We start from the raw sequence: 25,206 nt of genomic DNA on the forward strand, positions 1-25,206 counted from the left end.
TATTAGATTTAGGTCTTTATTTTTTTATTAAAAATCAAATTCTATCTTATCTTTTTCGTAATAACTTCGTATAGCATACATTATACGAAGTTATACGACTAATATCCTAAATTCAATATTTTTAGAAGTCATTTCTATTTCATAAATAAAATTGTTTTGTAGTATTAATAAATCTGTATCTTCTTTAGATTCTAATAATTTTTTTACAATATCTTTTCTTACAAGATTTTTTAAATTTATTGGTTTCCCTTCTTCCATAAACTTATCTATACAAGTAAAATTATATCTCTCTGTGTAAGGCTTAGGTTTATACAATGCCTTTACTAAATCCTTGATATTATCATTCTTTAAAGTACTATGCGGAATTATTTTTAATCCTTTCATACTCCATAACTCCCCCTAATAATTGATTATATATTATGTACTATCAACTCTACCAATTAAGGTAGAGCTTACTCTTAAAGTGATTTTCTAAGTTCTACACCTATCATTTCTAATAGTCCAAGCAAAAAAGGTACGAATTGTAATCCTATATACCCTATACAAGCCCATTTAATTACTTCTAATCCTTTAGACTTTTTCCCCATTATTATCATTATAAAGCCTGTTATAATCATCATATATGTTACTGGATAACCTAAACCAGCTAGTAATTCTGTAATAGGGCTTACTATAACTTTTAATTTATTACTAAATCCTCCTAATGTATCTGCATATACATAAGTACTATTGGTTAATATACTTAATCCTACTCCAGTTGCTATCTTATAATAACTTGCTACCATTTTATCTTTCTTAACTAAATTCAAAAACTTATACTCCATTTTTCTCAATTTATCTTCATCAGGAACTTTATTTTTTAAATCTTCTATATAATCCTTATATCTTCTTATTTTTTTATCGAATATAACTTCACCATCTTTATTTATAATACTTATTTCCATTCTAATCTCCTTACTACATCATTAATGATCCTAAAATTTCTAAAGCTAGGCCAATCAAATAGCTAAGAGTTCCCCACCTGAAAACCTTAGTATATTTAACCATCCATAGTAATATTCCAAGCATAATAACAACTATAGCAACTTCCTTGACAATAATTCCTGTAGCTGCAATACCTATGCCTATTCCTGAAGTTGTCCATGAATATATGTTTTGCCAGATACCATTTAACCAATTTAACATTTTCAATTCCTCCTAATATTTTTTTCGTTTTTTGGATATACTTAAAATACAAACTCACTTAATAAGGAGAACAATATGAATACCCAAAATAATGATTTATTCAGTAAATTTCTTATAGGTTTTGGTTATTTTCTAATAACTTTAGGATTTTTATCGTTAATTTCTAAAATAATTGTTAATTTATAACTAAATCATGCAACTTTTTAAAAGTACCTGAATATACTTCTATTAGAAGTTTCCATTAGCCTAACTCTAGCCCATTAGATTTAGGCTTATTTTTTATTAAAAATCAAATTCTATCTTATCTTTTTTATTGGTTTCTTTATTTTCCATATCTTTTTTAATTAACTCTTTTATATAAATGCTTGGAGAAAGTTTCCCTTTTACAAACTCATATAATTCAATTTCAGTATCTTTAAAACTTATACCTATCTTCTTCATCTAAATATCTCCTTTGCATATTCTCCATAGGCTATTGCATTAGCCATAAATGAATTTTTAACTAGATAAGCTTGTGGTATTCTATTTTTAAATGGTTTATAAAGTTTCTCTGCACCACCACCTATTAGTACTACATCATTAGTCTTTAAAGAATAATCAACTTGCACTCTTCTAACAATATTCTCTACAAACTCTTTAAAGCTATCTAGGTTAACTTTTTTTCGTTCTCCGTATATAAATAAACCGTTGGCTAATATTCTATTAGAATCTTCTACTTTGAGATCTAGTCCGTAAGTGCTGTTAATGCTATTTATAAAATTATTCTCTAAATTTTGAATTCCTAATGGTAAACTAATAGGTTGTCTTATTCTTCTTTTATTTCCTTCTATAATTAATAAACAAATATCAGTAGTCCTTCCACCTATATCAATTAGTATTCCTTGATAATCATTAGGTACAGCCATGACTCCTTCTGGTAGTACATCAACATCATCTACTAACTTACTCAGTATAATTCTATTTATGAGATACTCTTTATCTTCCTTGTACTGACTTAAAGGTAATCCAACTACAACCTTATTTCTTTTATCTGTTGTGCTTTTATCTATAGCTCCTTGAAGTAAGTATAATATGTTTTCTCTATATGCCTTTCTATACTCTGTATCAAATTCTCCCTCCCCTAAGTAAATCTTTTTATTTTCTACTGTTATAAAATCCTTATTTTCTATTCCACCATCACAAGATACCTTTGATAGAAAACTAACCCCTTTACTGCTTTTAGTGTAATAATTTCCTAAATCTACTCCTAAAATCATTAAATCATTTCCTTTCTTTTCTTCTACTTGATATATATTTATGCTCGTTATCTCAAAAAGTTTCCTGTTGGAAGAAAAAAAGTAAAAAAAATAAAGCTACTATTTTTTAGTAGCTTCTTCTTGCATCTTTTCTAATAATAATTGCTTTATATATGCACTCTCTCCAAGTAATTTTGATTTTTCTTTTAAAAAATTGTATATTTCATTTTCTAAATTATTATCTTTAAAGCTTATACCTATCTTTTTTGCCATAAAATCCCTCCTATAGGTATATATTACCATATATAGGTAATAATTAAAATGAGGTGATTGTATGAAAAGAGAATTTATTAAAATAGATTTAGCTATTAAATTAAGTATTATAGCTTTAATAATGTTAATATTGCCTATAATATAAAAAGCACTTGGAATTACCCTAAGTGCTTTATCTCCTTTAAAAATTCTTTATGCAATTTTTCTTCTGCTTCTTTTCTAGCTTTAACTGCATCTTCAAACTTTTCATAAGTTCCTAAATTATAAGACTTTCTTTTAAAAACTATTTGTGCTAACCACTTACCGTTTTTCTTCTGACTAACACCCCTAACTCCACTTTTATTAGCTTTGCTTAATTTCTTGCTTTTTAAATATGCTATATTTGTTCCATCTACTTGATATTTCTTTATATTATTATTTAATCTATTTTCATAATATTCTTCTCTTAAACAACCGCAGCTCTTTTTTTCTCCGTTCCTCAATCTATTTGAAGGAACTTCTACAATGTTTCCACAGTCGCATTTACACTGCCATACTACCCATTTATAATATTTCCCTGTAACCTTTATAGGAGTTAATTTCCCAAACCTTTGATTAGATATATCTTTATATTTTGCCATACACTCTCTTCATAGCCTCTCTAGTGATTAGCGTTATTCTTCCTGCTTTTCTATAGTCAATACCAGGTATAAATTTTTCAGCTTTTATAGCTGCCCTTATAGCCCCTTCGCTTTTCCCCCATAATTCCGCAGCTTCATTTACTGTCATTACTTCATCTATTTCAAATATTACATTGTCTCTAGCATCTGATTCTGAATTTTTGCCATCTTTGGGATTATATATTATGGCATTATCATCAATTATAAATTCATAATCCCCTTCATATTTATTTATACAATTTACTCTCCCTATAACTGATAGATTTTCAGTTAAATCATATATACACTCTCCGTCTTTTACATCATCCCAAATCGTAGAATTCTCTAATAAAAACTCTTTAGTTTCCTCTTTTAAATCTCCCCATCTAATGCCTATTAATTTATTCATTATTGACCTCCAACATTTTTATTTGCTAGTTTTGAAGAGATCTAGCAACTCTATTAACTTATAGTCCCAAAGTTTCTTTTACAGCATATCCGATTACTAAGTCTAAATTAACTTTGCTTAATTCGCTTTCTAATTTGTAATCATTCATTTTCTTTAATGCATAAGCAAAGTTATCAATATAATATTTAGCACTTTCTTCATTTTCTAACTTTTCCTTTGCTGCTTTTGCTTCTTCTAACATTCTTAAAGTTCTTTTCTTTCCTCTTTCTTCGTGTGCTTGTTGTCTTTCAGCTAATAAAGCGTTTACTCCACTCATTACAACCTCTCTAATATTGTTTGCCCAAGCAACTTGTTTTTCACTGCCCTTTAATTCTACCATTTCATTTCCTCCTTCTTGAAGATAAGCTAAACATAAGCCTAATTGGAATTTATAATCAACTGTTGGATATTGAGCTTTTATTTCCTTTGTCATTTTATGAGCCTTTATCATTAATTCTTTCTTAGTCATTTTAACTTACCTCCATTTATTTTTTAATTTCCTTCACCTTATGATATAATTTTACTACGTTTAAACGTATTTGTAAATACTTTTTATAAATATTTTTACTTTTAATCGTAATTTGTTTTTTCTGCAAAATAAAAAAGCTAGTAAGTAAGATTTCTCCTACCTACTAACCTTAATGACTACTTTCCTAATTTCTCGCAATATTCTATAGCTTTATCTAATGTTTCCTTTCTGTCTTTTCCTTTAATCTCTACATTAGTATATCCACTTTTATTCTTAGCTTCTCCAACTGCAATTGCTGTTTTATATTGGCTGTAAAAAGCATATGGCCTTAAACAATTAATAGTTGGACAGTTTAATCTATCAGCCATTATTTCTGCTATAGCTTGATCTGTTGAATTTGAATATTGAATTATATAATCCACTTTTACTTCCTCCTTGATTGCATTATTTATTTTTTTATTACTTATTGCTTCCGCTATAACTTTTCCTATAATATCTGGCCCTAATCTTTTATATAGAGCAACATCTTCTGTAGCTTCTACAAAACATACCTCCACAATAATGCTCGCCATATTAGTTGCCCTTAGTTCATATAGCTGATTACTTTCCTTTACTCCTCTGTTTATAAAGCCTAATCCAGCTATAGCATTTACTATTCTTGCTGCTATTTCTTCATCTAACTTAATATTATCTGACTTACTATATACCCATGTTTCAGTTCCTATTGCTCCATTATAGCTGTTATAAGCTTTATTAAAATGAATAGATATAAATAAATCTGCACCCCAATTATTAGCCTTACTTACACCATAGACTAAATCACTATTTGAATCCATGTTACCTGGAGTTACATCTAATACATCATGTCCTAATTGTCTTAAATAATTAATTACGGAATCTTTTACTTTTCTATCTTCTGTTGTTTCATCTATTAATCCACTTGCCCCTGGTGCTTGAAAGTTGTGTCCTCCCCTTACTGCTATTTTCATATTTACCAGCCTCCTTGTAATTTATATTATGAAAAGTAATATATTATTGTTCAAAATAAAGAAGCAAGATTTACTCCTGCTCCTTAGTTTCTTTTATGGCTTGCCTAGTTGAACTTTGTCCAAAATAAAAAGCTATAACCATACTAAATATAGTTAAAAATTCAGTAGATCCTATTAACCCTTTTAAAGCTAATATTGAAAATACTATAGTTAATATCAAAGCTATTATCTTTTTAATTTGTAATAATTTCTTTAATGTTTCCATCTTTATCACTTCCTTTCTTCAACTTTAATTTTTATTTCTTTAACATCTTCTTGAATGTTTTCAACAACACTAAATTTATTTGCCATTGCATCTAATAGATCCTGGTATCTCTTTTCTCTCTCCCCTGTTGTTTTTAGAACATAGATTAATAGAAATACAAATAATGCATATCCTAATCCTTGCCCTATTGCTGCTTGCATTAAAGCATCCATCTTGCACCCACTTTCTTGTAATAAAAAAAGACCTTAATGGTCTACTATTGATTAATTATTAAATTCTTTTCTTCCTCTGTAATACGTCCTTTAGTGACCATATTATCTAAATAAACTATATCTATATTGCCTAATTTATATTGTATTCTTAAAAATTCAAACATCTAAAGCACCTCCAATAAAGCCATTTCTAAAGCTGCAATTCTTTCTAACTCTGTAGGTTTAGTAGGCACTTCAATAACTTCTAATGTATATTCTTCTATATAGTCAAATAATCCTTTGCCTGTTGGATTTTCTTTGCTCCTAAATTGCTTCCCTTGATTTTGTAATTCGAAAAATCTATTGTAATCCTCAAGAGTTATTGATATATCTGTATCTAATATTTTATGAACCCCCTCAACTACAAACCCGAAATTATTATTTTCAAGCCTAAGAAAATATTTACTATCCATTCTAAATCTCCTTAATATCCTATTGCTAAATAGTTTAAACCAACTCCAGTTGTTGTTCCAACGTCTATTACAAAATTATTTTTAGTTTTGCTTGCTACTTTAATAGCAATTTGATGAGTAGTACATATCGGAATAACTGCTAGACATACATTCGGAAATCCTATTTTAAAATTAGTCCCCCACCCACTCTGTAATCCTGCATTATTTCCCCATTGCAATATAAATCCATTAGGAAGGGGAGTGTATCCGGTATTATCTTGAGAATAAGCACTTAAAATTAAAGATAAGGTCGATATCCCTCTAGCATTTATAATAGTTTCTAAATATCTGCCATCAGCATTTCTTCTATTATCTTCTACTAACCTTAATCCGTCTGAATAATAATATCCATTATGAATATATTCTTGGCTACCTGAATAATCTAATTGGTTAATGCTTATTCCATTTGAGTAAACAATCATTTCTTTAGTTCCACCTGATGGGTATGTTATTCCATCCCAATTTACATTACCCGAAGTAACTCTCATAGTTCCATCTTTTAAGAAAACTCCATTCTTACTTACAGTAAATATATTGGCATTAGAAGCATTTTTAACTTGTATATTACCGTTAGTATTGCCGCCTACTGCAAGAGTATTTTGTACAAATAAGTTTCCATCTGTATCTGCAGTTAATACTGTTGCTCCTGCCTTATTTTTAATAGTTAATGCACCATTCTTAATAGCAAGTCCGTTCTTATCCATAACAAATTGTGTAGTAGATATGGAAGATGTTCCAGCATTTATTGCAGAAGATATAGTTGTTGTAATAGCTGTTGCTGTTATATTTTGTTCTACAGAATTAACTCTTGTTGTTAGTCCACTTACACTACCATTTATAGTTGTTATAGAACTCTCTGTACTAGAAACTCTACTTGTTATACTATCAGTAGTAGCTTTTATCTCTGCAACCTTAGTATTTATAGTTGAGTTTACAGTAGTTATTTGTCCATCTGTATAGCTTTTAGCATCTGATACAGCTCCGCTCTTTGCATTATTAGCCTTTGTAGTTGCATCTGTACTAGCTGTATTAATTGCTGATGTTTTAGCTGTATTAATTCTAGTGTCAACTGTTCCTAATTGTGTTGTATGTGATGATATTGTACTTTCTGTACTACTTACTCTTCCTGTTATAGATGTTAAATCTACAGTTAATTGACTTACATTATTTTTAACTGTTTCTACTTTAGAATCTACAGCTTGAATAGATTGGTCTGTATCTTCTTGTGATGGTGTCCAGTCCGTAGCCTTGTTACCGTATTCTAACTTGACATTTCTAATTCTAAATGTAACACTTGCAGAAACATCTGCATTGCTATTGTAAAATTGAATTGAACCTGTACTACCTATACTCTCATGTGCCTGTTCAGGTATTGTTAGTGTTCTTTCAACACGATACCATTGATTTAGTTCACAGCCACTTTGCCCCACAATCGGTAAGGTGTGTTGGGTTACTCCTCGCCAAGCCCCTTCACTAGATGTTGGAGTACCCCCAGTATATCTTTGTCCAATCCAAAATTCGCTACGGGTTGAACCAACTGGAAAATCCCACTTTGTATACATTATTTCATATGACATAGTGACTTGTTTTCCTACTTTATAATCACGACATCCTAAAATAAAACCTTCTGTTATAACTACAGATGAATAGTTTTTTTTAGAAGTTAAAGTATGCTCCCCATATCCATTTTCAACAATATTAAAATTAGAAAAGAATCCAGTTTTAACATCTCCTTTGCCACCTTTTATATAATTCCTTCCACCAACCTCAATATCGTCAACAGCATTATTAACAATACTATTAACCTCTGTAGCTTCTACTTTTAATGCTATTTTATTATTTAATTGAGTAATAGAACTTTCTACTGTGCTCACTCTACTAGTTAAACTACTTACTTTCCCATCTACTGTGCTTAATTCTGTTTTTGTACTATACGTACTACTTACAGTTGTTTTAAATCCTTCTATATTTTGTTCTAAAGTAGCTTGCTTAGTTTCTACTGTAGTTACTTTTCCACTAAGATTATTTAGATTTACTTCTACTGCATTAGCTTTCGTGTCATCTGTATATTTAGACGCCTTTTCCCAATCTGCAGCAACATAAGAACCAGTAGCTCTAGCTACTTTACATTTCATTATTTCTCCAGATGGTCCACCTGTCCATATATCTCCTATTTTATAAGGGGTAGTAGGAGTAGATGTAAATACTTTAGCCTTACTGTCTGCGAGTGTGTTAGCGTTGTTAGCTGTATTCTGTGCATTAGTTACGTTAGTCCCTAAGTTGGTTATAGACGTTGTATGACTTGCTACTGTTGTATTAATCCCATCAACTGTAGCTTTAACACTTGTATAATTATTTTTTATAGTAGTTACATCACCTTTAATTATAGAACTTTCTGAAATCAATCCACTTATTTGTCCTTGTGCTACTGTAATTGCTGTTGTGTTTGCTTGTATTTTTTCTTCTACATCTTCTATAACTCCACTATAATCATTAACTACATCCCAACTACTTCCGTTATATCTCTTTAATACGCTAGGGTTTTTACTTGTATCTAACCACATTTGGTCTTTTACAGAACCTGTTGGAGCAGTAGTCCCTATACTTATATCATTTTCATCTCGTATTGTATATTGACTTATTGCTTTAGCCATTTTTTACTCTCCTTTCTAAATAAAAAATAGAAAGGCTTTATCCTCTCTATTCTACTTCAACTGAAAATGTAGCTTTTACATCAACATCTGCATCTCCCACAGCTAATGTTTTGCCAGTTTTGTAATTAACTCCAGTACCGCCAAAATTACTTACTAGATTGCCATTTTTATCATACTTAAACCACTTATACGTGTACTTAGTACCAGAGCTATCTATCTCATTTCCAGCTTGAAACAACTTAGCTGTAAGAGTTGTGCTACCTACTCCATTCTTGAATACATCTCCACCTGTGCTAGTTACACTAACTTGAATAGGGTCACTATTATCAATGAAAGAAATAGTATCTACGAAGGTTTGATTATAGGTATTACTTGCACTATCTGTATCTTTTATAATACATTTGAAGGTTGCAAAACTGCTTACTGCTCCTGAAAAAACTGTCAATGTATTAGTGGTGACTCCAGTTGTAACATTGGCTGTTTCTGTTAACTTTCTCCAGCCAATTCCTCCGCCTTGATCTGTTGATACACTAGAATCTTGCTGATACCATTGATAGGTTACATTTGTATTATCAATTACCGAACCCCTCCAAAGGTCACATTGAGCCTTTAAGCTTGTTACAGAACTGTTCTTAAATACATTACCATCTGGTGACCAAGCTATAGCATCTGCTATACCTCCACCATTTACAACTCTTGAAAAAGATATACTCATCTTGTGGACTAAGTCCAAGTTAGTTGTTGGGTCTTTATAAGTTACTTCACATATCCAATCCTTACCCGGTAATCCTGCTAACACATTAGCCTTAACTGTTAATATGTGAGATTTAGTACCACTTAAGGCATAATTGCCAGCTGTTGTTATTGCAGTTGAAGAACCCGCTTCAAACCATTTTACAGATGTAACCTCTGTGCTTGTTATTATATCCGTTGTTGTTCCAAGCTTATAAAGTGAAGGGGTAAGAACTAAATTTGCACCAGCCCAGTTAGGTGTATAACTTGAGTTATCTGGATTATACATTTGTGTTTTAGGATGATTAGATCCTATAAATCCCGTTAAAGTTAATGCGTCATTATAATCTATAATACTTATTTGCCCCGTTGCTATTGCCATTTATATTCCTTCTTTCTTTTTATTTATCTCTCATTACTCTAATATTTCACAATTAAATGTAGCTCGTACATTCACATCATCTTTAGTTATTGTAACTTCTTTAGTTCCTCCAAAGTGAGCATTGTTCCAAGCAACATCCCCCGCACTATCATTAGACACCCTTGTCCATCTGAATCTATTAGCATCTATAGTATCTGTAATATCTTCCTTACCTTTTCTAACTATAGCTATAAGCTTTGTGCTAATTTCTCCATTCTTAAATATATTTCCATTAACACTTATAATCTCTACGTCATAATTAATATTTGTCTTAAGTTCATTAAAAGCTATATTAAGACTTTGACCCGTTTCATCAAGTTCAACTTTACTAGATTTTATAAGCTCGTAGTCACCTTCATTTAATCCTGTTATCAATGAAGTATAATTTATTTTATCTTTTCCTATCGCATTATCTGCAACCATTTTTTCTTTAATAAGTCCATCTGTAATAGCTTTTTCTTTTATTCCAGTATGGTCTATTAATGTAGTAGTTCCATCTTCCCCACGCAAAATAAAGTTAAAATTCCCTTGGTTATCTTGTCCCATTTGAATCCTAACTTTATTATTTCTATCTTTAAATTGTTGTGTTGCTCCTACAATTTCTATCCCACCATTATCAGATACAATTCTAAACCTATTGGTAGAAATATCTCCTGCTAATACTTTATTTAGACTTACTGTATCTATCATTGCATCTTTTATTACGGCATTATCTATTACTACATTACTAGATGTAATATTTAAGAACTGACCGCTTTCTCCTGTAATGAATTTAGAAAGTAAAGTTTGTAGGTTTAAAGTTCCACCTTCTGCAACTTCAAATTTTATATTACCTGCAGTTAAGTCTGTTACTTCTATTTTCTTAGCTATAGCTGTGTCTATCTCAGCGAATTTAATATTAGCAACATCTACATTTAATTTATTTACAGTTAAACTTCCTACAGTCCCTTCAAGAGCTGTGAATTTATTCATTTCAACTTTATTGATTGTAAGTTTCTCCACTGCTTTTGCAATAGCATTTTCGCTTACTGTCCCATTGTCGCTAGTTATATTATTTACTGTATCTACTGCATCTTGATACTCCTTTTGAATATCTTCAAAATTTAAAATCGTATTAGCAACTTCACATGTATTTCTTTCAGGCTCGTCTGGGTATTCTTTTATCTTAACTATCCTTTGCTTTTCTCTTATTCCATTTTCTTTAGATACAAGATAGATAGTATCTCCTAAACTATAATCTAATATATTTTTATACTTAATATTTAACTTAGCTAAGTCAATAATATCTACTTTATAAGCGACTCTAGGCTTACTTAACTCATTTAACTTTATTGTTGCATCTTCTAATAAACTAGTAGCAACTGTGTATCTTTCATCTTTCCAAATAAGAGTTTTAACCTTAGTAGAATACTGATAGTTTTCTAAATAGTCTTTGCCATTAACATTAATCTTAAGTCCATCTTTCCCAACAGGCTTAATCCTGGTAAAGAAATCATAGCTATCATTATTAATATCAATTTTTCTAAGGTTTAAATCCTCTGTGAAGTAAGTTCCTTTATCTTGCCCTTGCTTTTCCTTAACATAGATAATCTTATTTATAGTGTCAAATTTATACTCTACTAAATAAGTCTTTCTAGCTTGTTGTATAATATCCCAACTATTACAGTTAGTCATTCTTACAGTTCTCTTTTTAGTTACTCCTGTAACATTTGCAGTCCATCCAGTACCTGCTAAGGCTAAATCTAAACACTTGCTTATAGTTTCCTCTAAACAAGTAAAACTTTCCCTTGCTTCTCCCTCTAAGTCTTCTACATTAAGACTTGCGTTTATAGTTAACCAATCCTCAGAACTATCTATAGACTTAATTACAAATTCATCCGTCTTAGTTCTTATATATCCCTCATTTTTAATTTCTTTGCCAAGTCTTTTTGGATATAAAAAGAAAGTGTTTTATCTCCAGTTTTAAGAGCACTTTCTATACAATAATCTTTATATGCTGCTAAGCCTTTTATCTTATTTCTATTTACATCATATAGTTGTAACAATTTATTCCTCCTTTCATAGAAGTTTATATAATGTTACTTAAGTAAAAATTCAATACTTGTTAATTCTACTGTAGTTAGTTCTACATTTGAATTTAAGAGAGAATCTAAAGATATATCATAAAAATCAACTTCATTTTCTATATTATTGAGTTCCGTAATCTCTTTGTTAAAACCTTCTACATCGTCAATAAAGCATTTATTGCCTTCTGTCTTTAGATTTCCTTCTTCATCTTTCTGACCGAATCTATCTATCAATATTGCTTTTTCATCATCATATGTTTTAAGTTCTCTAGCAATTATCTCTATATTTTTCTTTACTGCATAGCTTATCTTTATAGGTAATTTAGCACCTGCTAAAACTGCTAGTGTATTTAATCCATTTACCATATTTATATTAGTTATTTTTATCTTACTCATTTATCTTCTCTCCTTATATATATCTTGGTTTATATTTTATTGTTATATCTACACTACTTTTATCTACTGTTATAGTATTCACTCCTGGTTTCAAACTTGGAAAGCTCCACATTTCTGTATCACCATACTTATTTGCTCCATCTACTATAACTGTTCCATCTTCCCCATTAACAATTATCTTTTTATTGGCTTTTAAGTTTTTTAATACTATGGACTCTTCATCAAGTCCATTAATAGTTAAATCTATTAAATCAATAGAAGGAGTAACTTCTACTATTACTGGAGTTTCTAAGTTTCCAGCTACATTTATAGTTTTAGATGTTATTCTATTCATTATTTCTGTTACTTCTGCTTTAAAACGATATGCTAGAAATCTTATTGTTAATTTTTTAGTTTCTTTTTTCAATGTATTTTCACTAAGCGGAGTACCTTCTAAAAACCCTTTATAATAAAAACTATCATCAAATTGTATAGTACATTCTTTTGCCTTGTTTATAAAAGCGCTTATTTTACTTTTCAAATCATCTTCGTTAACACCTTTAAAATACAATTTAATTTCTAAAATATTAAAAGTAAACTTTCTATCTAAATGTATAGGAATTATAGAATTTCTATTCCAACTATAAACCTGCTCTAAGGAGGCAGACTGTATTATTTTGTCCATTAATATAGCACCAAAACTTTTTATATCAACTCCATCAATATTCATACGCTACCTCCTCCCCCTTGTACTTTGTGCTAATCCTGTACTGACTATTGGTATCATAGCTTCACCTAACACTCTATCATCCAATGTCAAAATAACTTGTTTGTCATTACTTAATATAGAGTTTAAGCCTTCTATTACTGCATTAGCGGTTTGAATAGCAGTATCTTTTATCATATTTTCTGATTGTAAGTGATTTTTAACTTTAGCTCCTCTTGGTAGCTCTACAACTTCATAGCCTCTTTCATTTATTTGTGTTAATCCACCCTGAAAGTAAGTAGTTCCTAATGCATTACCTACCATATTTCCTGACATTCTCTCAGTGTAACTAACTGTTTTCATATATTTAGTTTCTGGTTGCCAACCGCTCCACCATCTTTTTATTTTATCCCAAGTCGTTAATACAGTCCCCGATTGAGTATTTACTTCTCTATCTAAGTCTCCATTCATTTGTCTCATTTTTTCAATAGCACTTAACCTTGTATCTTCTGCCTTTTCTACTATTCCATCTCTTTGCCTTTTTGCATCTTCTATCATCTTATTTGCTTGTTCAGAACTAATTGCCCCTGATTCATCCCTTAGTCTTGTTATTGTTGCTATTCTCTTTTCATATTCTTCATTAGCTGCCGCTACTGCATTATCTCTACTTTCATTCAATTTAGCTATATGCTCCGCTGCCTGTTCTGCAGTTATTCTAGTATCATAGTCCTTCATTCTTTGTAAAATCACTTGTGCTTCTATTTCATTTTCACTTAATGCTTTTACTGCATTTTCACGCATCATATTTTGCAATGCTGTTATTTGTTGAGTTTCTTCTGTAGTCAATGCTCTTTTTTCTTGACTTGCTGTATTCATTATCTGATTAATGCTATTTTCATATTCCTGTGTTTGAGTTTTTCTATCTTCGTAGAATGTTCCTGTTTTATTGATAATATTAGCCTGCTCCTCTGCTGTTAAAGTACTTTGAGTAGTAAACATATCTTGTAATTGAGCTATACTATCAGTTTTTTGTTTTTCATATCCTGATACAATTTGAGTACTCATTTCATTGAATTTACTTGTCATATCATTCTTTATTTGATCTGAAATTACAGTTGAATTAAGATACAGACTTTGCATTTCATTCTTCGCTGAATCGTCTAACTCAACATATGCTCCAACTGCTGTTTTTGTAGACTCACTTATTTTTGTTACACTAGTTTCATAACCTTCTGCCATTGATGTTCCTGAATTGCTAACGCTACTTGCTGTATATTCTACTTTATCAGCGAACAAATCAACCTCTGGTATTACTTCTTCTTTAAGTCCTTTATAAATTGCATATCCTGCACCCGCTATTGCTGCCCCTGCTGCTACATAAGGTGCTGCTGCTATAGCAACGCTACCTAAAGAACTTACAAATCCTGCAACTCCACTAGCTCCACCAGCTACTTTTGCTGCTGTCCCCACTGTTTCAGTTGCTATTTTAGCTGTTCCTAATTTCCCTGATAGTGTTCCAGCTACTTTTAATACTCCCCCTAAACCTTCTGCAAACTTTCCTAATGTTCCAACTACAGGCCCAGCTGCAGCACTCAAAGTAGCTAATTTAATTATGTTTTCTTTAGTTGCTGGACTTAACTCATTAAACTTCTTAATTAAATCTTTTATTACTACCATTCCATCTTTTACTATTGGTAATAACTCTACCCCTATTTCTCTTCCCATAGCTACTATTTCATTTTTAAGCATTTTTATTTGACTTTCTGTAGTTGCATACCTTTGCTCTGCTTCATTTGTAAGAGCTGTGTTTTCTTCCCAAGCTTTACTTCCTAGAGCAATAGTTTTATTAAACAAATCCCCTGCTCCTGCTGCTCTTAATAAACTATCTCTTAATCTTACTTCAGTAACTCCCATATCATCTAAAACAGCTATTGCACTTTCTCCTCTTTCTTCAGCAGTTGAAAGTCCTTTTATAAATTCAGTTATTGCAGTTGTAGCATCATTTTTAAAAGCATTACTAAATTCACTTACGCTCATTCCAGATATCTTAGCAAACTTTTCTAACTTCTTATTGCCTGTTTCTACAGCTAATTGCATTTCTACCATTACTTTTGAAAATGCACTTCCACCAGCCTCCGCCTCAATACCTACACTAGATAAAGAAGCTGATAAACCCAGTATCTGTGCTTCTGTCATTTTCACCTGATGTCCTGCTCCTGCTAACCGCATAGCCATTTGCACTATATCAGCCTCTGTTGTAGCCGAATTATTACCCAAGGCAACTATAGTAGAACCTAGTCTATCAAAGTCCTTTTGTGACATTTGCGTTATATTAGCAAACTTAGCTAATTGACTAGCTCCTTCTTCTCCTACCAAATTTGTAGCATTTCCTAAATCAATTATAGTCTTTGTAAAGCCTAATATATTATTAGTCTGAATGCCCAATTGTCCAGCACTCTCTGCTACTGCAGCTATATCCTCTGCACTACTTGGTAAAACTAAAGTCATGTTTTTAATTCCTTTTTCCAGTTCCGCAATTTCTTCTGTCGTTCCATTTACAGTTTTTTTAACTCCTGCAAATGCACTTTCCCATTTTACTTGTGCGTTAACTGCGGCTGTTCCTGCTGCAATTACTGGCAATGTTACTGTTTTAGTAAGTGTACTCCCGAGCTTACTAGCTTTTTCTCCATAAGTAGATAAGTTTTCACCTGCTTTTTTTAAGTTTTCTCCAGATTGAATCCATTTTGAGTTTTGTTTGTCTAATTCTGTACTTGTGTTTTTTAACTCTGCTTGTACTCTTGATAATTGAGCTTCTGTTTCATTTATTTTAGTTTTATAGTTATTAACTGTATTAACATTTTTATCTACTACAGCCTTTTGCTCTTCATAAGCTTCTTTGCAATCATCTAAAGCTTTTTTGTTTTCATCCATCACCTTAGAAGCTTCTTCTACTGCTCCACTCTGCTGTTTTACCGCCTTTGCACTTTCCACAACATGTCTTAAGTATAATTGTGCTTTAGCATCTCCTTCGCCATATTGCTTTACAACCTCTTCATGCATTGACTTCCAATCTTCTAAACTATTTTTGGATTCTTCTAATTTCTTTACTTCTTCATCATGAGCTTTTGCTGACTTTTTATATTCAGCATTAAGCATTTCTTTTGTTTCTTTTAGTTCCTTTAGCTTATTACTATTTTCTCCTGCTCTATTACTAGCTTTTTCTATGCTATCTTTATACAGATTAATTTTATCTCTTAAATTTTCAGTTTGCTTTAATAGTGCTTCTTGCTTGTATTTTAAATCATTTGTATTTGTTCCAAACTGATTTAATTTTTCACCAGCAAGCTTTATTTCACTTTGAGTAAGCTTATACTGCGAATTTATCTCTTTAAGCTTTTTATTGTGTTCATTATCGTCTATCGTGAATATAGTACTTACTTTTCTTATAGATTCGCTCAAATTTTCACCTCCTCATTAAAAAAGGTCTGAAAAGCTTTCTACATATATTTCTTTTTCTTCTTCTGAATCTCCAAGAAATACATTAATAGTTTCACTAATAACTTCTCTTAAATTATTCTTGAAATAGTTGTTATGAGTCTCTTCTAAAATCAATATCTGCCTCAATGTAGATTTTAAAAATTGTTCTTCTGACATATTTAATTGGTGTCTTGCAATGTAATAATAATAATCAAGATTAAAATCCCTTATTTTTTCTTTTCCTTCTAATCCTCTATTTTTAGATTTTTTTTTACCTCCGATTTATCATTAAATTCTGATACATCACTTAACTCTTCGTTAATTAAATTTAGAGTTATATTACTTAAAGTTTCTATTGCCTTTATATTTATTAACATATTATTTTTTATATCTTCCTCTGATATTTCCTTATTTGCCATACATCTTAAGATTGCTGGCATTTTTTCAAGGTCATTTTCAAATACAAATGAATGTATTAATAGAAAGGCATTTCCATACTCCTTATGCATCTTAATTAATGCATTAAAGTCTAACTTCAACTCTATTTCTTCGCCTTTTATATCTATCTTGTAAGTTTTAATTTCATTTACTAACATATACTTACCTCCAAATCAATAAAAGTAGCCTTAAAGACTACTTTTATTATTGTCCACCTTCTTGTGTTTCTTCTTTTGCAGTTGGTATTATTACTTGTTTTCCCCACTTTGTGTTATGTGCTTCAGCATCAAAATTAGCATCTGAAGTTTTTACATTATACTTCCATAATCCGCTTTCAAGCGGCATGAATACACCTGTTAATGGAACTGTTTGAAACTCTGTTTTCCCTTCCTTTGTTTTAGCTTTGTCCTCTGGAATTCCTAATTTCCCTTTGTATAAGGTTAAATATTCTTTGACTCCACCAGATAATGTTTTTTCTGCCATTATTGCTATATATGGAGCTTGGTCATTTGAATTCTCTATTATTCCTCCGGTTGTTGCTAATTTCTTTCCAAATAAAGCAGCATAATCAACTGTATCTATCGAAGCAAAATCCAAGGTAACATCTATAGCCCCTAAACTATTTTCTTGGTCATATAGTCTATTTTCAGCATATACCGTTGCTTCTTCTTCTTTTGGAGTTATTGATATTTCCCTTAATCCCGGCAAATATTTAACTTCTCCATAAGTCGGAGCTTCACCATCTTCATTAAGTAGAGCATAATAACCTTTTTCTACACCTGTAGTTATCTTCTTTTTTGACATATCTATTCCTCACTTTCATATTCATAATTGAATCTTAAAACATAATGAAAGAGTTTAGTTTTTTCTTCATACAAAGAACCCCCAAACTCTTTTATAATTCCATTTTCTTTCATTATTCTTTTTATAATTTTCACTATTGACGTATAGCTTGTTTTTGTAAATATATCTACTTGTATTCTATAAGTAGTTGATATTTCTTCATTTTCAGCATATATAGAACCATATTCATCAAGTATCTCGTACTCAATGTAAGGAGTAGAAGTATTATCAGGAGCTTTTAAAAGATATATTTTACTCTCTACTAAACTAGTTAGTCTATCATCAAATAAAACACTTCTTATTAATTCTTCCATCAGTCTAATACCTCTTTCACTATAATATCTACTGCTTTATCTGCTGTTCTATCTACTGCCTTACTAAAGAATCCTATATGCTTTTTGTTTTTACTTGATCCAAATTCATTATATATATCTTGTACTGTATCTCCTCTTATTTCAAATCCTAAATTTCCATCAAACCTCTTGATTTTATTCTGCCAACGTTTTTTCATTTTCCCTGTATATTTCGGTGAATTATCTTCTATTTCTTGCTTTATTATTCCTGAACTTTCTTTAAGAGCTTTTCTCTTTTTCTTATCAGAAATATTCATATCGTCAAGCTCATTGAAAATATCGTCAAAACCTTTAATTTCAATTCCCATTATTAATCACCTGCAATTTGGCTTTTATTTTAAGCTCTTTATTTAGATATTTAACATTGTCCGGAGGCTCTATTATCTCGTATCTTTGGCCCTTAAAAAGAATGAAACAATCACTATCAACATTTTTATAATATCTAGTGTGGAAAACTGTTATATTTTCAGATATAGTTTGTTTACTATTCCAATACTCTTTACCATAAAGGTCATTAACATCTGCCCAAGCTTTTTTTATAGTTATATAGTTTTCAATAGGAAATCCTTCCTTATCAAAATTATCAGGATCTTTTTCTAATCTTTGAATTTCTATTCTATGTCTTAATTGTCCTATATTCATATAACATCACCTTGACTATATTTAAGTTGTATTAATATAGTATCTAATCCATAAGCTATTTTACTTACATTTCTCCCTGTAGTTTCAACTGCTCTATTTTCATAATGATGTGATACTAATATTTTTATAGCAAGTTTATATAGTCCTTTGCTATAATCTTTTTTTATTCCTGCATTTGTTAAGTATTCTTCCGCTGCTAATTGCAATCCTTCAATCAATTCATCTTCTTCATTATCATCAATCTTTAAAAATAACTTTAATTCCTGTAAATCCATAATCCACCTCATTAAAAGAGAGTAAGAACTAAATCTCACTCTCTAAAATAGCTTGTATAATATCAGCTTTCTTCATAGTTGATGTAACCTTTATTCCCTTATTTTCTGCTATAGATTTTAACTCAACTACAGTAAGTGAATTATAATCAACTCCTGCTCCCTCATTATCTAAAGATAACATCATTGGAGCAATATTAGGGAGTAACTGTTATATAACCATTAACAAGAGCTTTATTATCTTTTACTACTACATCTTCTCTTTCTATAGCTCTGAATAAAGTCAAATCCTCTTCAAAAGCATTTAATTCTCCTATCACCGCAACATCTGATTGCTTAATAGTAGTTAATTCTCTATCAAAGAATTTAACAGCTTCTTTAAAATCCCCTATAACAAAAGGTATTTTATTTTCTACTGTAGGCATATCGGTATTAGGATATATTTCTACTGGAATAGTAGTTGCTCCAGCACATAGTCTTAATTGCATTGGATCTTGTGGGGTAGGTTGTAATAAATAGTTACCCTTATCATCTTTTAATGTGTCTAAATACTGTAATCCATCATCATTTGTAACTATTTTTGAAGTAGGTTTAAATGCTTGTCCTAAAGTTACATTTAAAGCTTTCTTAATATCATCCAATCCAGCTAATACTACTGGTGTAAACTTAGCATTAATTTCTTCCAAAATTAATTTGTTTGAAGTAACTCTTGATTCATCACCTATCCATTCTACTAAAGTATTAACTATTGATTGGTCTGAATCTTTTAACAGTTCATTAGTAACTGGGAAATAACCTGCATACTTTTCAATTTCAAAGCTAAGTCTTTCAAATTGAGGTGTATTCTTAGCTCCTATTTTCCCACCTTCTCCAACTTTAGTAAAACCAGTTTGTTGAGCTCTCTTTTTAAATGTTCTTTGTCCTTTTGGTACTGTTACTTTTTCTACATCTACTAGATCCTTTAATGATTTCTTCGCTTCCTTATACTTATTTATCTTTGTTTGTATATCTTGAGGCACTACATACCCTCCATCAGCTTCTGAACCACTTGACATACTGTTTTGAATCCTGAATCCTTGTCTTGCTGCATCAGCAAATTGCTTCACTATATCATTAGACTTATTAGTAACTTCTATTACTTCTCCAGTTTCTATTTTATTGTTAAATTCCTCTTCTTCCTCTTCTTCTAAGTCGTATAAAACATCAAACTTAGCTTGAAGATTTACTAATTCTTCTTTAGCCGCTTTTGCTTCTTCAACCTTATTTTCATTTACTAAGTTTTTGACCTCTGCTTTTTTAGCGTTAATTTTGCCTAATAATTCTCTTAATTCTTTATTCATTAATATCCACCTTTCTTATTTAAACAATAAAAAAAGACTTAGATTAATTCTAACTCTTCTAAAATTGCTTTCTTTTCATTTTCTATGTTATTTATTTCTTCATGCTTATTATTTTTAGCTGTTGCTTGTTTTAATACATAATCAACTGGAATATTTTTATACTTATTTAATAAGCTTAAGTCAAACTTAGCTTCAATACTTTTATCTTCTCCCACTACATCACATAACCCATAATCAAAACACTCTTGTGCTGTTAACCATGTTTCATTATCCATTAATGTCGTTATAGTTTCTTCATCTAATTTATCTCCTGCTTTATCCAAATAAGTTTGCCTTATACTTGCATTAACTTTATCCAAATCATCTGCAAGCTTTCTTAACTCATTCGAATTACCAGCTGTGTACACCCATGCATTATGAATCATCATCATTGCATTGCTTGGCATGATTATTTTATCTCCTGCCATTGCAATTACAGAAGCAATTGAAGCCGCTAAACCATCTACATACACGTTTTTAGTATATTTTTTACGTTTTAGCATGTTCATAATTGTATTTCCTTCGAATACGTCTCCTCCTGGACTATTAATATAAATATTTAGAGTATCTATCTCCCCTAAGTTGTCTAATTCCTGCTTAAAACTTTGTGCCGAATGTGCTGCATATCCTCCTCCCCAACTTGCTATTTGTATATATAAATACAAATCAGCTTCCGTTGAAGTCTTATTTTTGAACTCCCAATACTTTTTACTCATCTATTCACCCCCTTTCTTATTTTTATATTGATTCCCTACTTCAGCTATAGGAATATAGTTTCCATTCATAAAAAGCTCATCCCCCCTCTCTTTAGAAGGTTTATCAACATATTCTCTAGCTTCATTAGGTGTGTAAATCCCATTATTAACAGCCTTTGATAGTGTTTCCATTTGAGTTTTACTATCTGTCCTTAAAATTACTTTTTCATTAAATTTAAAGAAAAATCCTTCTTCCACTTCATTATTGCTTAGTAATTTGTAATTAAGTTCCTCCTCATACTGTTTTAAAATAAATAATACTGTATCTACATAAAAACTTAACTGTTGCATTTCTGAATTAGAATAAGAACTTTTTTCATAATCATTTAATTGGTTAGGTTTAATTCCAAATGCCCCTGCTATCTGTAAGGCATTAAATTTCTTTAATTCAAAGAATTGACTATCAGTTAATTTTATGTCTAATGGTACTAGCTTCATCCCTAATGGTACAGGGATTATTTTTCCTGAATTTTTAGAACCATTTGCAAATCTTTCAAACCCTTCTACTAGTTTTTCTTCTGCTTCTTTATTTAAATCTCCTGTATATTCAAGTACAGCTTTAGCAGTAAGTCCACTTTTATATAAGTTGTTCATGAAATTTTGACTTTCTAAGCCACCTTCGAGAGTACTTTTCAAAATTTCTCTTACAGGAACTCCTAAAATACCATCAAAACTATATGATGTTTTGAAGTGCATTACATCATCACTATTAAATAAATATTGCTCTGATGAATATTTATCAGTATATGAATACCACAATAATCCTTTAGCTCCAAAACAGCCTTTATCATCTATAAGTACTCGAACATCTGCAGATGGCATAATCCATAAATCTTGTATTTCATAACTTCCACCGTATTTACTCTTTTTAAAATTTCTTCTTATCCAAACATAAGCATTACCATAGTGGTTTCTGTTCTGTTCTACTGTCGCCCAAAATGTAGAAGGTGTCATTAATTTATTAGGTCTTGTCCTTAATAACTTGTGAGCTTTATTAGACTTAACTTTTTGTATTCCCTTTTCTGTTTCCTGATGAAACTTTAAGGGCATTTTACCTAATGTTTCTGATAACATTTTTAAACAAGTGAAATAAGTAACTTCACTAATTAATTTTTTGGTGTTGAACTTATACCAAGCCAGTCTAACAATTCTTGACTTTGCATATCTACTGATGTTGCTGGGATAATTGCATTTTTTATTCCTTTTACAATTCTACTAAATACATTCAATTTCTCACCTCCTTTACATCCATCCCATCATTTTTAAATAGTTTTCTGTTGTTTTATTTACGTCTATCGTATTGCCTTGTAAATATAATTCTTTATAACAAAAAATACTTGCTACTACTAAATCTATCCTTGTTTTATTCTTGTTTTCTTTAGCTAGTAATATATCTCCTGTAGTTCTTCCCTTTATCGTTGTAGTATTGCTCATGCACCAGTCTAAAAGCTTATTATTTTCATAAAAAACTTTTCCTGAATAAACATCATCCCTAAATTGCTTTATTGCAGGAGATAAATTACGATATGTTTGTTCTAAAAGTATAACTTCATAATCTTTAGCTAAACTCTCCATCATTTGTACAGCATTATATGGATCTGATACAATACATTTAATTTTGCATTTATATTTAATTTCTATATTTCTTATATGCTCTTCTACTATTGTATAATTAACTATTGCCCCAGGTGTTATAGTACAATATCCCTTTTCCTGAAAACTTCTATAATCTATCTTCTCTCTTCTTTCAGTAAGTGTGTCTTCTGGCAAAAATCCATGTGATGTTAAATAATACTTATCATCCACTTTATACATTATTGAAATTGCGGTTAAATCAGTTGTTAATGAAAGGTCAACTCCAACAACAACCTCCTTACCTTCTAGGTTTATAACTTCTTTTTCTTCTAGTTCCTCATTGTTAACATTACATTTTCTCCATGCTTCAAAGTTAATATATTTCTCTTCACTATTTTCTTGCATGAACACATTAGTAGTTTTAGTTATAAACTCCTCTTTTAAATTATCTTGAACTAAAGCTTTGTCTCTATCTTCACGCATTATCTGATAATTTTCTTCTAGCCTTAATGGATTAGCTTGATATAATCCTATATCATTCCATATATTCTCTTTATCAGCATAATAAATAAGAGCAAACATTCTTTCGTTATCAATTCCACTTGAATATACTTTTCTAATATAATCTAAATCCTCTTCCATAATAGAATTATTAATAGCATAAGCTGTTGTAGTCCTAAATACTAAGGGATTTATTACATTCTTTTGTCCAGATTTCATAGCATTAAAGTTGCTACTCTCACTAAAATTACCATGTTCATCACTTACAAATGCTGATGGTCTTACAGAGTTGTTTTTTCCAGCTTCAGCAACTCTAGGTTCAAAATAACTATTGGTTAACTTGCAAGTAATCCTACCTGTCTTTGTAGTTGATATATTAAAGTGTTTTTTTATCAACGGACTTGCATTAATAATTTGCTCCATTATCTTTTTAATTTCTGCTGCTAGTTCCTTTGTTAAACATATAGAATAAAACTCTGAATACTGCTGTTCTGTAAGCAGTAATAAAATAAATACTAGTCCTATTAATGCAGTTTTACCATTTTTTCTAGCTATAAATAGTGTTACATCATTATATCTAAACTTATATTTATTGCTTTTATATCTCCATCCAAATATATTTGCAATAAAAAAGCATTGAAACGGTGCTAAATGTTCCAACACTTCATTTTTTGCTAAATATCCAGTTGCAAAATTCATTAATTTTAATAAATTATTTATCTTTAAGAGTTCATTGACATCTAGATAAAATTCAAATTCATCTTCATATTGTCGCTTATAATAATCTTGTATAAATATTGCACACTGCTTTTTTACTTCCCACGTAGTAATTTCTCTGCCTTCTACTACATCTGTTGCATATTTAACAGCACGATCTAGTAATATCATTTACTACCACCAGCCAATACTTTTAACAGTACATCTTCATCTCTTTCTTTTGCTTGCATATTTATATTACCTAGCTTAGCTCTACTTTGTGGACTTAATGATAATTCATTACAACACCTAAAAAAATCTTTAGTATATTCACTTTTAGCCTTTATTAAATCTTTATCATATATTTTATTTATATCCTTATTTATAAGCTTTTCTATTTGTTGCAATCTATCTATTGCTATAGAAAATTGAGATAAAATATAAATGTCTAAATTCCCAAGTATATTACTTTCTCTAAGTTGATCTACAACATAATTAAATATTTTCTTTTGTCTTGCGTTTAAATGAGTTGGTGGGGAAATGTTATCTGCTCCACCTTTCAACTTTTCTTCTGTTTCTAATCTTAAGTCTTTCTCTTCTTTAGTTAAATTTTTACTCATTACTTTAACACTTTTACTAGGTCTTGCCACCCCCTCACCTCCTTATTTTTTCATTTAGGGAGTTTTTTTAAACTGAATCTCCTCTCGCACTCTCCAAGTGAATGTTCAATACTTTCTTGATACCCCCTACCCCTTCATGCTATTATGTCTCCTTTGGTGACAACTTTCACATAAACAAATAAGGTTATTTATATCTAATCTTTTATTCCAATCATCTTTAATCGGTATGATGTGGTGTACTGTGTTATATGGTGTTATTTTATTGTTATTTAAACAATCTTTACATAATGCATGATCCCTTACTATTGCTAGCTGTCTTACCATGTTCCATCCTTTGCTCTTATAAAACTTATTGTACTTACTATCTCTTTCATAAGTAGTTTGCTTATAGTATCTTATATTTTGTTTACGTTCCTCTTCCACTTTCACTTCACACTCAAGGCACCTCTTCATACTATAAGGTATTACTTTGCCACATCTACATACCTTCTTTAAC

Annotated in this window: 35 protein-coding genes; all 35 read right to left on the minus strand. The window is 30.4% G+C overall.

The genetic code is table 11. From position 1 onward, the window contains the following. Positions 1 to 90: 90 nt before the first annotated feature. On the minus strand, positions 91 to 384 hold the full coding sequence (locus A500_RS15445) for a hypothetical protein (protein WP_016208499.1): 294 nt from the start codon (positions 382 to 384) through the stop codon (positions 91 to 93). Between the two features lie 74 nt (positions 385 to 458). After that, positions 459 to 944 (minus strand): hypothetical protein, encoded by a 486-nt coding sequence (locus A500_RS15450; protein WP_016208500.1) that lies wholly within the window; start codon positions 942 to 944, stop codon positions 459 to 461. 13 nt (positions 945 to 957) lie between these two features. Beyond that, a complete protein-coding gene (locus tag A500_RS15455; protein ID WP_016208501.1) occupies positions 958 to 1,185 on the minus strand; it encodes a hypothetical protein in 228 nt (75 codons plus the stop codon). Positions 1,186 to 1,467: 282 nt separating this feature from the next. Then, entirely contained in the window at positions 1,468 to 1,626 is a 159-nt protein-coding gene (locus A500_RS20500) for a hypothetical protein (protein WP_157453676.1), read from the minus strand. After that, a complete protein-coding gene (locus A500_RS15460) occupies positions 1,623 to 2,441 on the minus strand; it encodes a ParM/StbA family protein (protein ID WP_016208502.1) in 819 nt (272 codons plus the stop codon). The genes A500_RS20500 and A500_RS15460 overlap by 4 nt, the downstream gene beginning before the upstream one ends. Before the next feature lie 99 nt (positions 2,442 to 2,540). Then, positions 2,541 to 2,693, minus strand: a complete 153-nt coding sequence (locus A500_RS20505) for a hypothetical protein (RefSeq protein ID WP_157453677.1) — start codon at positions 2,691 to 2,693, stop codon at positions 2,541 to 2,543. 158 nt (positions 2,694 to 2,851) lie between these two features. Beyond that, on the minus strand, positions 2,852 to 3,313 hold the full coding sequence (locus A500_RS15465; RefSeq protein WP_016208503.1) for an AP2/ERF family transcription factor: 462 nt from the start codon (positions 3,311 to 3,313) through the stop codon (positions 2,852 to 2,854). Next, on the minus strand, positions 3,300 to 3,740 hold the full coding sequence (locus A500_RS15470) for a helix-turn-helix domain-containing protein (protein ID WP_016208504.1): 441 nt from the start codon (positions 3,738 to 3,740) through the stop codon (positions 3,300 to 3,302). The genes A500_RS15465 and A500_RS15470 overlap by 14 nt, the downstream gene beginning before the upstream one ends. Before the next feature lie 58 nt (positions 3,741 to 3,798). Next, on the minus strand, positions 3,799 to 4,248 hold the full coding sequence (locus A500_RS15475; protein WP_016208505.1) for a hypothetical protein: 450 nt from the start codon (positions 4,246 to 4,248) through the stop codon (positions 3,799 to 3,801). 176 nt (positions 4,249 to 4,424) lie between these two features. Continuing rightward, positions 4,425 to 5,237, minus strand: coding sequence for an N-acetylmuramoyl-L-alanine amidase (locus A500_RS15480; protein ID WP_016208506.1), 813 nt, complete (start codon positions 5,235 to 5,237; stop codon positions 4,425 to 4,427). Positions 5,238 to 5,307: 70 nt separating this feature from the next. Further along, a complete protein-coding gene (locus A500_RS15485; RefSeq protein ID WP_016208507.1) occupies positions 5,308 to 5,502 on the minus strand; it encodes a hypothetical protein in 195 nt (64 codons plus the stop codon). A gap of 5 nt (positions 5,503 to 5,507) precedes the next feature. Beyond that, complete coding sequence (locus A500_RS15490) at positions 5,508 to 5,714, minus strand: BhlA/UviB family holin-like peptide (protein WP_016208508.1); 207 nt, start codon at positions 5,712 to 5,714, stop codon at positions 5,508 to 5,510. A gap of 164 nt (positions 5,715 to 5,878) precedes the next feature. Further along, positions 5,879 to 6,166 carry a hypothetical protein gene (locus A500_RS15495; RefSeq protein ID WP_016208509.1) on the minus strand — a complete coding sequence of 96 codons (288 nt, stop codon included), beginning with the start codon at positions 6,164 to 6,166 and terminating at the stop codon, positions 5,879 to 5,881. Between the two features lie 11 nt (positions 6,167 to 6,177). Then, positions 6,178 to 8,859 carry a gp53-like domain-containing protein gene (locus A500_RS15500; RefSeq protein WP_016208510.1) on the minus strand — a complete coding sequence of 894 codons (2,682 nt, stop codon included), beginning with the start codon at positions 8,857 to 8,859 and terminating at the stop codon, positions 6,178 to 6,180. 46 nt (positions 8,860 to 8,905) lie between these two features. After that, the gene (locus A500_RS15505; RefSeq protein ID WP_016208511.1) at positions 8,906 to 9,973 is read right to left on the minus strand and encodes a hypothetical protein; all 1,068 of its coding nucleotides are present in this window, start codon (positions 9,971 to 9,973) and stop codon (positions 8,906 to 8,908) included. Between the two features lie 33 nt (positions 9,974 to 10,006). Beyond that, positions 10,007 to 11,923, minus strand: coding sequence for a phage tail protein (locus A500_RS19660; RefSeq protein ID WP_341349963.1), 1,917 nt, complete (start codon positions 11,921 to 11,923; stop codon positions 10,007 to 10,009). Beyond that, positions 11,902 to 12,057: a hypothetical protein gene (locus A500_RS21445; protein ID WP_242835154.1), complete on the minus strand. Its 156-nt coding sequence runs from the start codon at positions 12,055 to 12,057 to the stop codon at positions 11,902 to 11,904. The genes A500_RS19660 and A500_RS21445 overlap by 22 nt, the downstream gene beginning before the upstream one ends. Before the next feature lie 33 nt (positions 12,058 to 12,090). Beyond that, a complete protein-coding gene (locus A500_RS15515) occupies positions 12,091 to 12,474 on the minus strand; it encodes a hypothetical protein (protein ID WP_016208513.1) in 384 nt (127 codons plus the stop codon). A gap of 13 nt (positions 12,475 to 12,487) precedes the next feature. Further along, complete coding sequence (locus A500_RS15520) at positions 12,488 to 13,183, minus strand: phage distal tail protein (protein WP_016208514.1); 696 nt, start codon at positions 13,181 to 13,183, stop codon at positions 12,488 to 12,490. Between the two features lie 3 nt (positions 13,184 to 13,186). Next, positions 13,187 to 16,618, minus strand: coding sequence for a phage tail tape measure protein (locus A500_RS19665; protein ID WP_016208515.1), 3,432 nt, complete (start codon positions 16,616 to 16,618; stop codon positions 13,187 to 13,189). Between the two features lie 15 nt (positions 16,619 to 16,633). Further along, positions 16,634 to 16,813: a hypothetical protein gene (locus tag A500_RS20510; protein WP_157453678.1), complete on the minus strand. Its 180-nt coding sequence runs from the start codon at positions 16,811 to 16,813 to the stop codon at positions 16,634 to 16,636. Positions 16,814 to 16,881: 68 nt separating this feature from the next. Then, a complete protein-coding gene (locus tag A500_RS15530) occupies positions 16,882 to 17,232 on the minus strand; it encodes a hypothetical protein (protein WP_016208516.1) in 351 nt (116 codons plus the stop codon). A 46-nt stretch (positions 17,233 to 17,278) separates the two neighbouring features. After that, positions 17,279 to 17,878, minus strand: coding sequence for a major tail protein (locus A500_RS15535; RefSeq protein ID WP_016208517.1), 600 nt, complete (start codon positions 17,876 to 17,878; stop codon positions 17,279 to 17,281). 2 nt (positions 17,879 to 17,880) lie between these two features. Then, positions 17,881 to 18,231 (minus strand): hypothetical protein, encoded by a 351-nt coding sequence (locus tag A500_RS15540; RefSeq protein ID WP_016208518.1) that lies wholly within the window; start codon positions 18,229 to 18,231, stop codon positions 17,881 to 17,883. Further along, on the minus strand, positions 18,231 to 18,578 hold the full coding sequence (locus A500_RS15545; RefSeq protein ID WP_016208519.1) for an HK97-gp10 family putative phage morphogenesis protein: 348 nt from the start codon (positions 18,576 to 18,578) through the stop codon (positions 18,231 to 18,233). The genes A500_RS15540 and A500_RS15545 overlap by 1 nt, the downstream gene beginning before the upstream one ends. Further along, entirely contained in the window at positions 18,568 to 18,912 is a 345-nt protein-coding gene (locus tag A500_RS19670) for a phage head closure protein (protein ID WP_016208520.1), read from the minus strand. The genes A500_RS15545 and A500_RS19670 overlap by 11 nt, the downstream gene beginning before the upstream one ends. Further along, on the minus strand, positions 18,909 to 19,187 hold the full coding sequence (locus A500_RS15555) for a head-tail connector protein (protein WP_016208521.1): 279 nt from the start codon (positions 19,185 to 19,187) through the stop codon (positions 18,909 to 18,911). The genes A500_RS19670 and A500_RS15555 overlap by 4 nt, the downstream gene beginning before the upstream one ends. Before the next feature lie 28 nt (positions 19,188 to 19,215). Beyond that, complete coding sequence (locus tag A500_RS20090; protein WP_016208522.1) at positions 19,216 to 19,371, minus strand: Rho termination factor N-terminal domain-containing protein; 156 nt, start codon at positions 19,369 to 19,371, stop codon at positions 19,216 to 19,218. Positions 19,372 to 19,381: 10 nt separating this feature from the next. Then, entirely contained in the window at positions 19,382 to 20,524 is a 1,143-nt protein-coding gene (locus tag A500_RS15560; RefSeq protein ID WP_016208523.1) for a phage major capsid protein, read from the minus strand. 38 nt (positions 20,525 to 20,562) lie between these two features. Further along, positions 20,563 to 21,279 carry a head maturation protease, ClpP-related gene (locus A500_RS15565; protein ID WP_016208524.1) on the minus strand — a complete coding sequence of 239 codons (717 nt, stop codon included), beginning with the start codon at positions 21,277 to 21,279 and terminating at the stop codon, positions 20,563 to 20,565. Continuing rightward, a complete protein-coding gene (locus tag A500_RS15570; RefSeq protein WP_016208525.1) occupies positions 21,280 to 22,392 on the minus strand; it encodes a phage portal protein in 1,113 nt (370 codons plus the stop codon). Positions 22,393 to 22,424: 32 nt separating this feature from the next. After that, the gene (locus A500_RS21935; RefSeq protein ID WP_341349962.1) at positions 22,425 to 22,547 is read right to left on the minus strand and encodes a hypothetical protein; all 123 of its coding nucleotides are present in this window, start codon (positions 22,545 to 22,547) and stop codon (positions 22,425 to 22,427) included. A gap of 13 nt (positions 22,548 to 22,560) precedes the next feature. Further along, entirely contained in the window at positions 22,561 to 24,282 is a 1,722-nt protein-coding gene (locus A500_RS15575; protein ID WP_016208526.1) for a terminase large subunit, read from the minus strand. Then, positions 24,279 to 24,740 carry a phage terminase small subunit P27 family gene (locus A500_RS15580; protein WP_016208527.1) on the minus strand — a complete coding sequence of 154 codons (462 nt, stop codon included), beginning with the start codon at positions 24,738 to 24,740 and terminating at the stop codon, positions 24,279 to 24,281. The genes A500_RS15575 and A500_RS15580 overlap by 4 nt, the downstream gene beginning before the upstream one ends. Before the next feature lie 96 nt (positions 24,741 to 24,836). Beyond that, on the minus strand, positions 24,837 to 25,206 hold a 370-nt coding region (locus tag A500_RS15585), incomplete at its 5' end, for an HNH endonuclease signature motif containing protein (RefSeq protein ID WP_016208528.1).

It is taken from the genome of Clostridium sartagoforme AAU1 (genome assembly GCF_000401215.1).
GTDB lineage: Bacteria > Bacillota > Clostridia > Clostridiales > Clostridiaceae > Clostridium > Clostridium sartagoforme.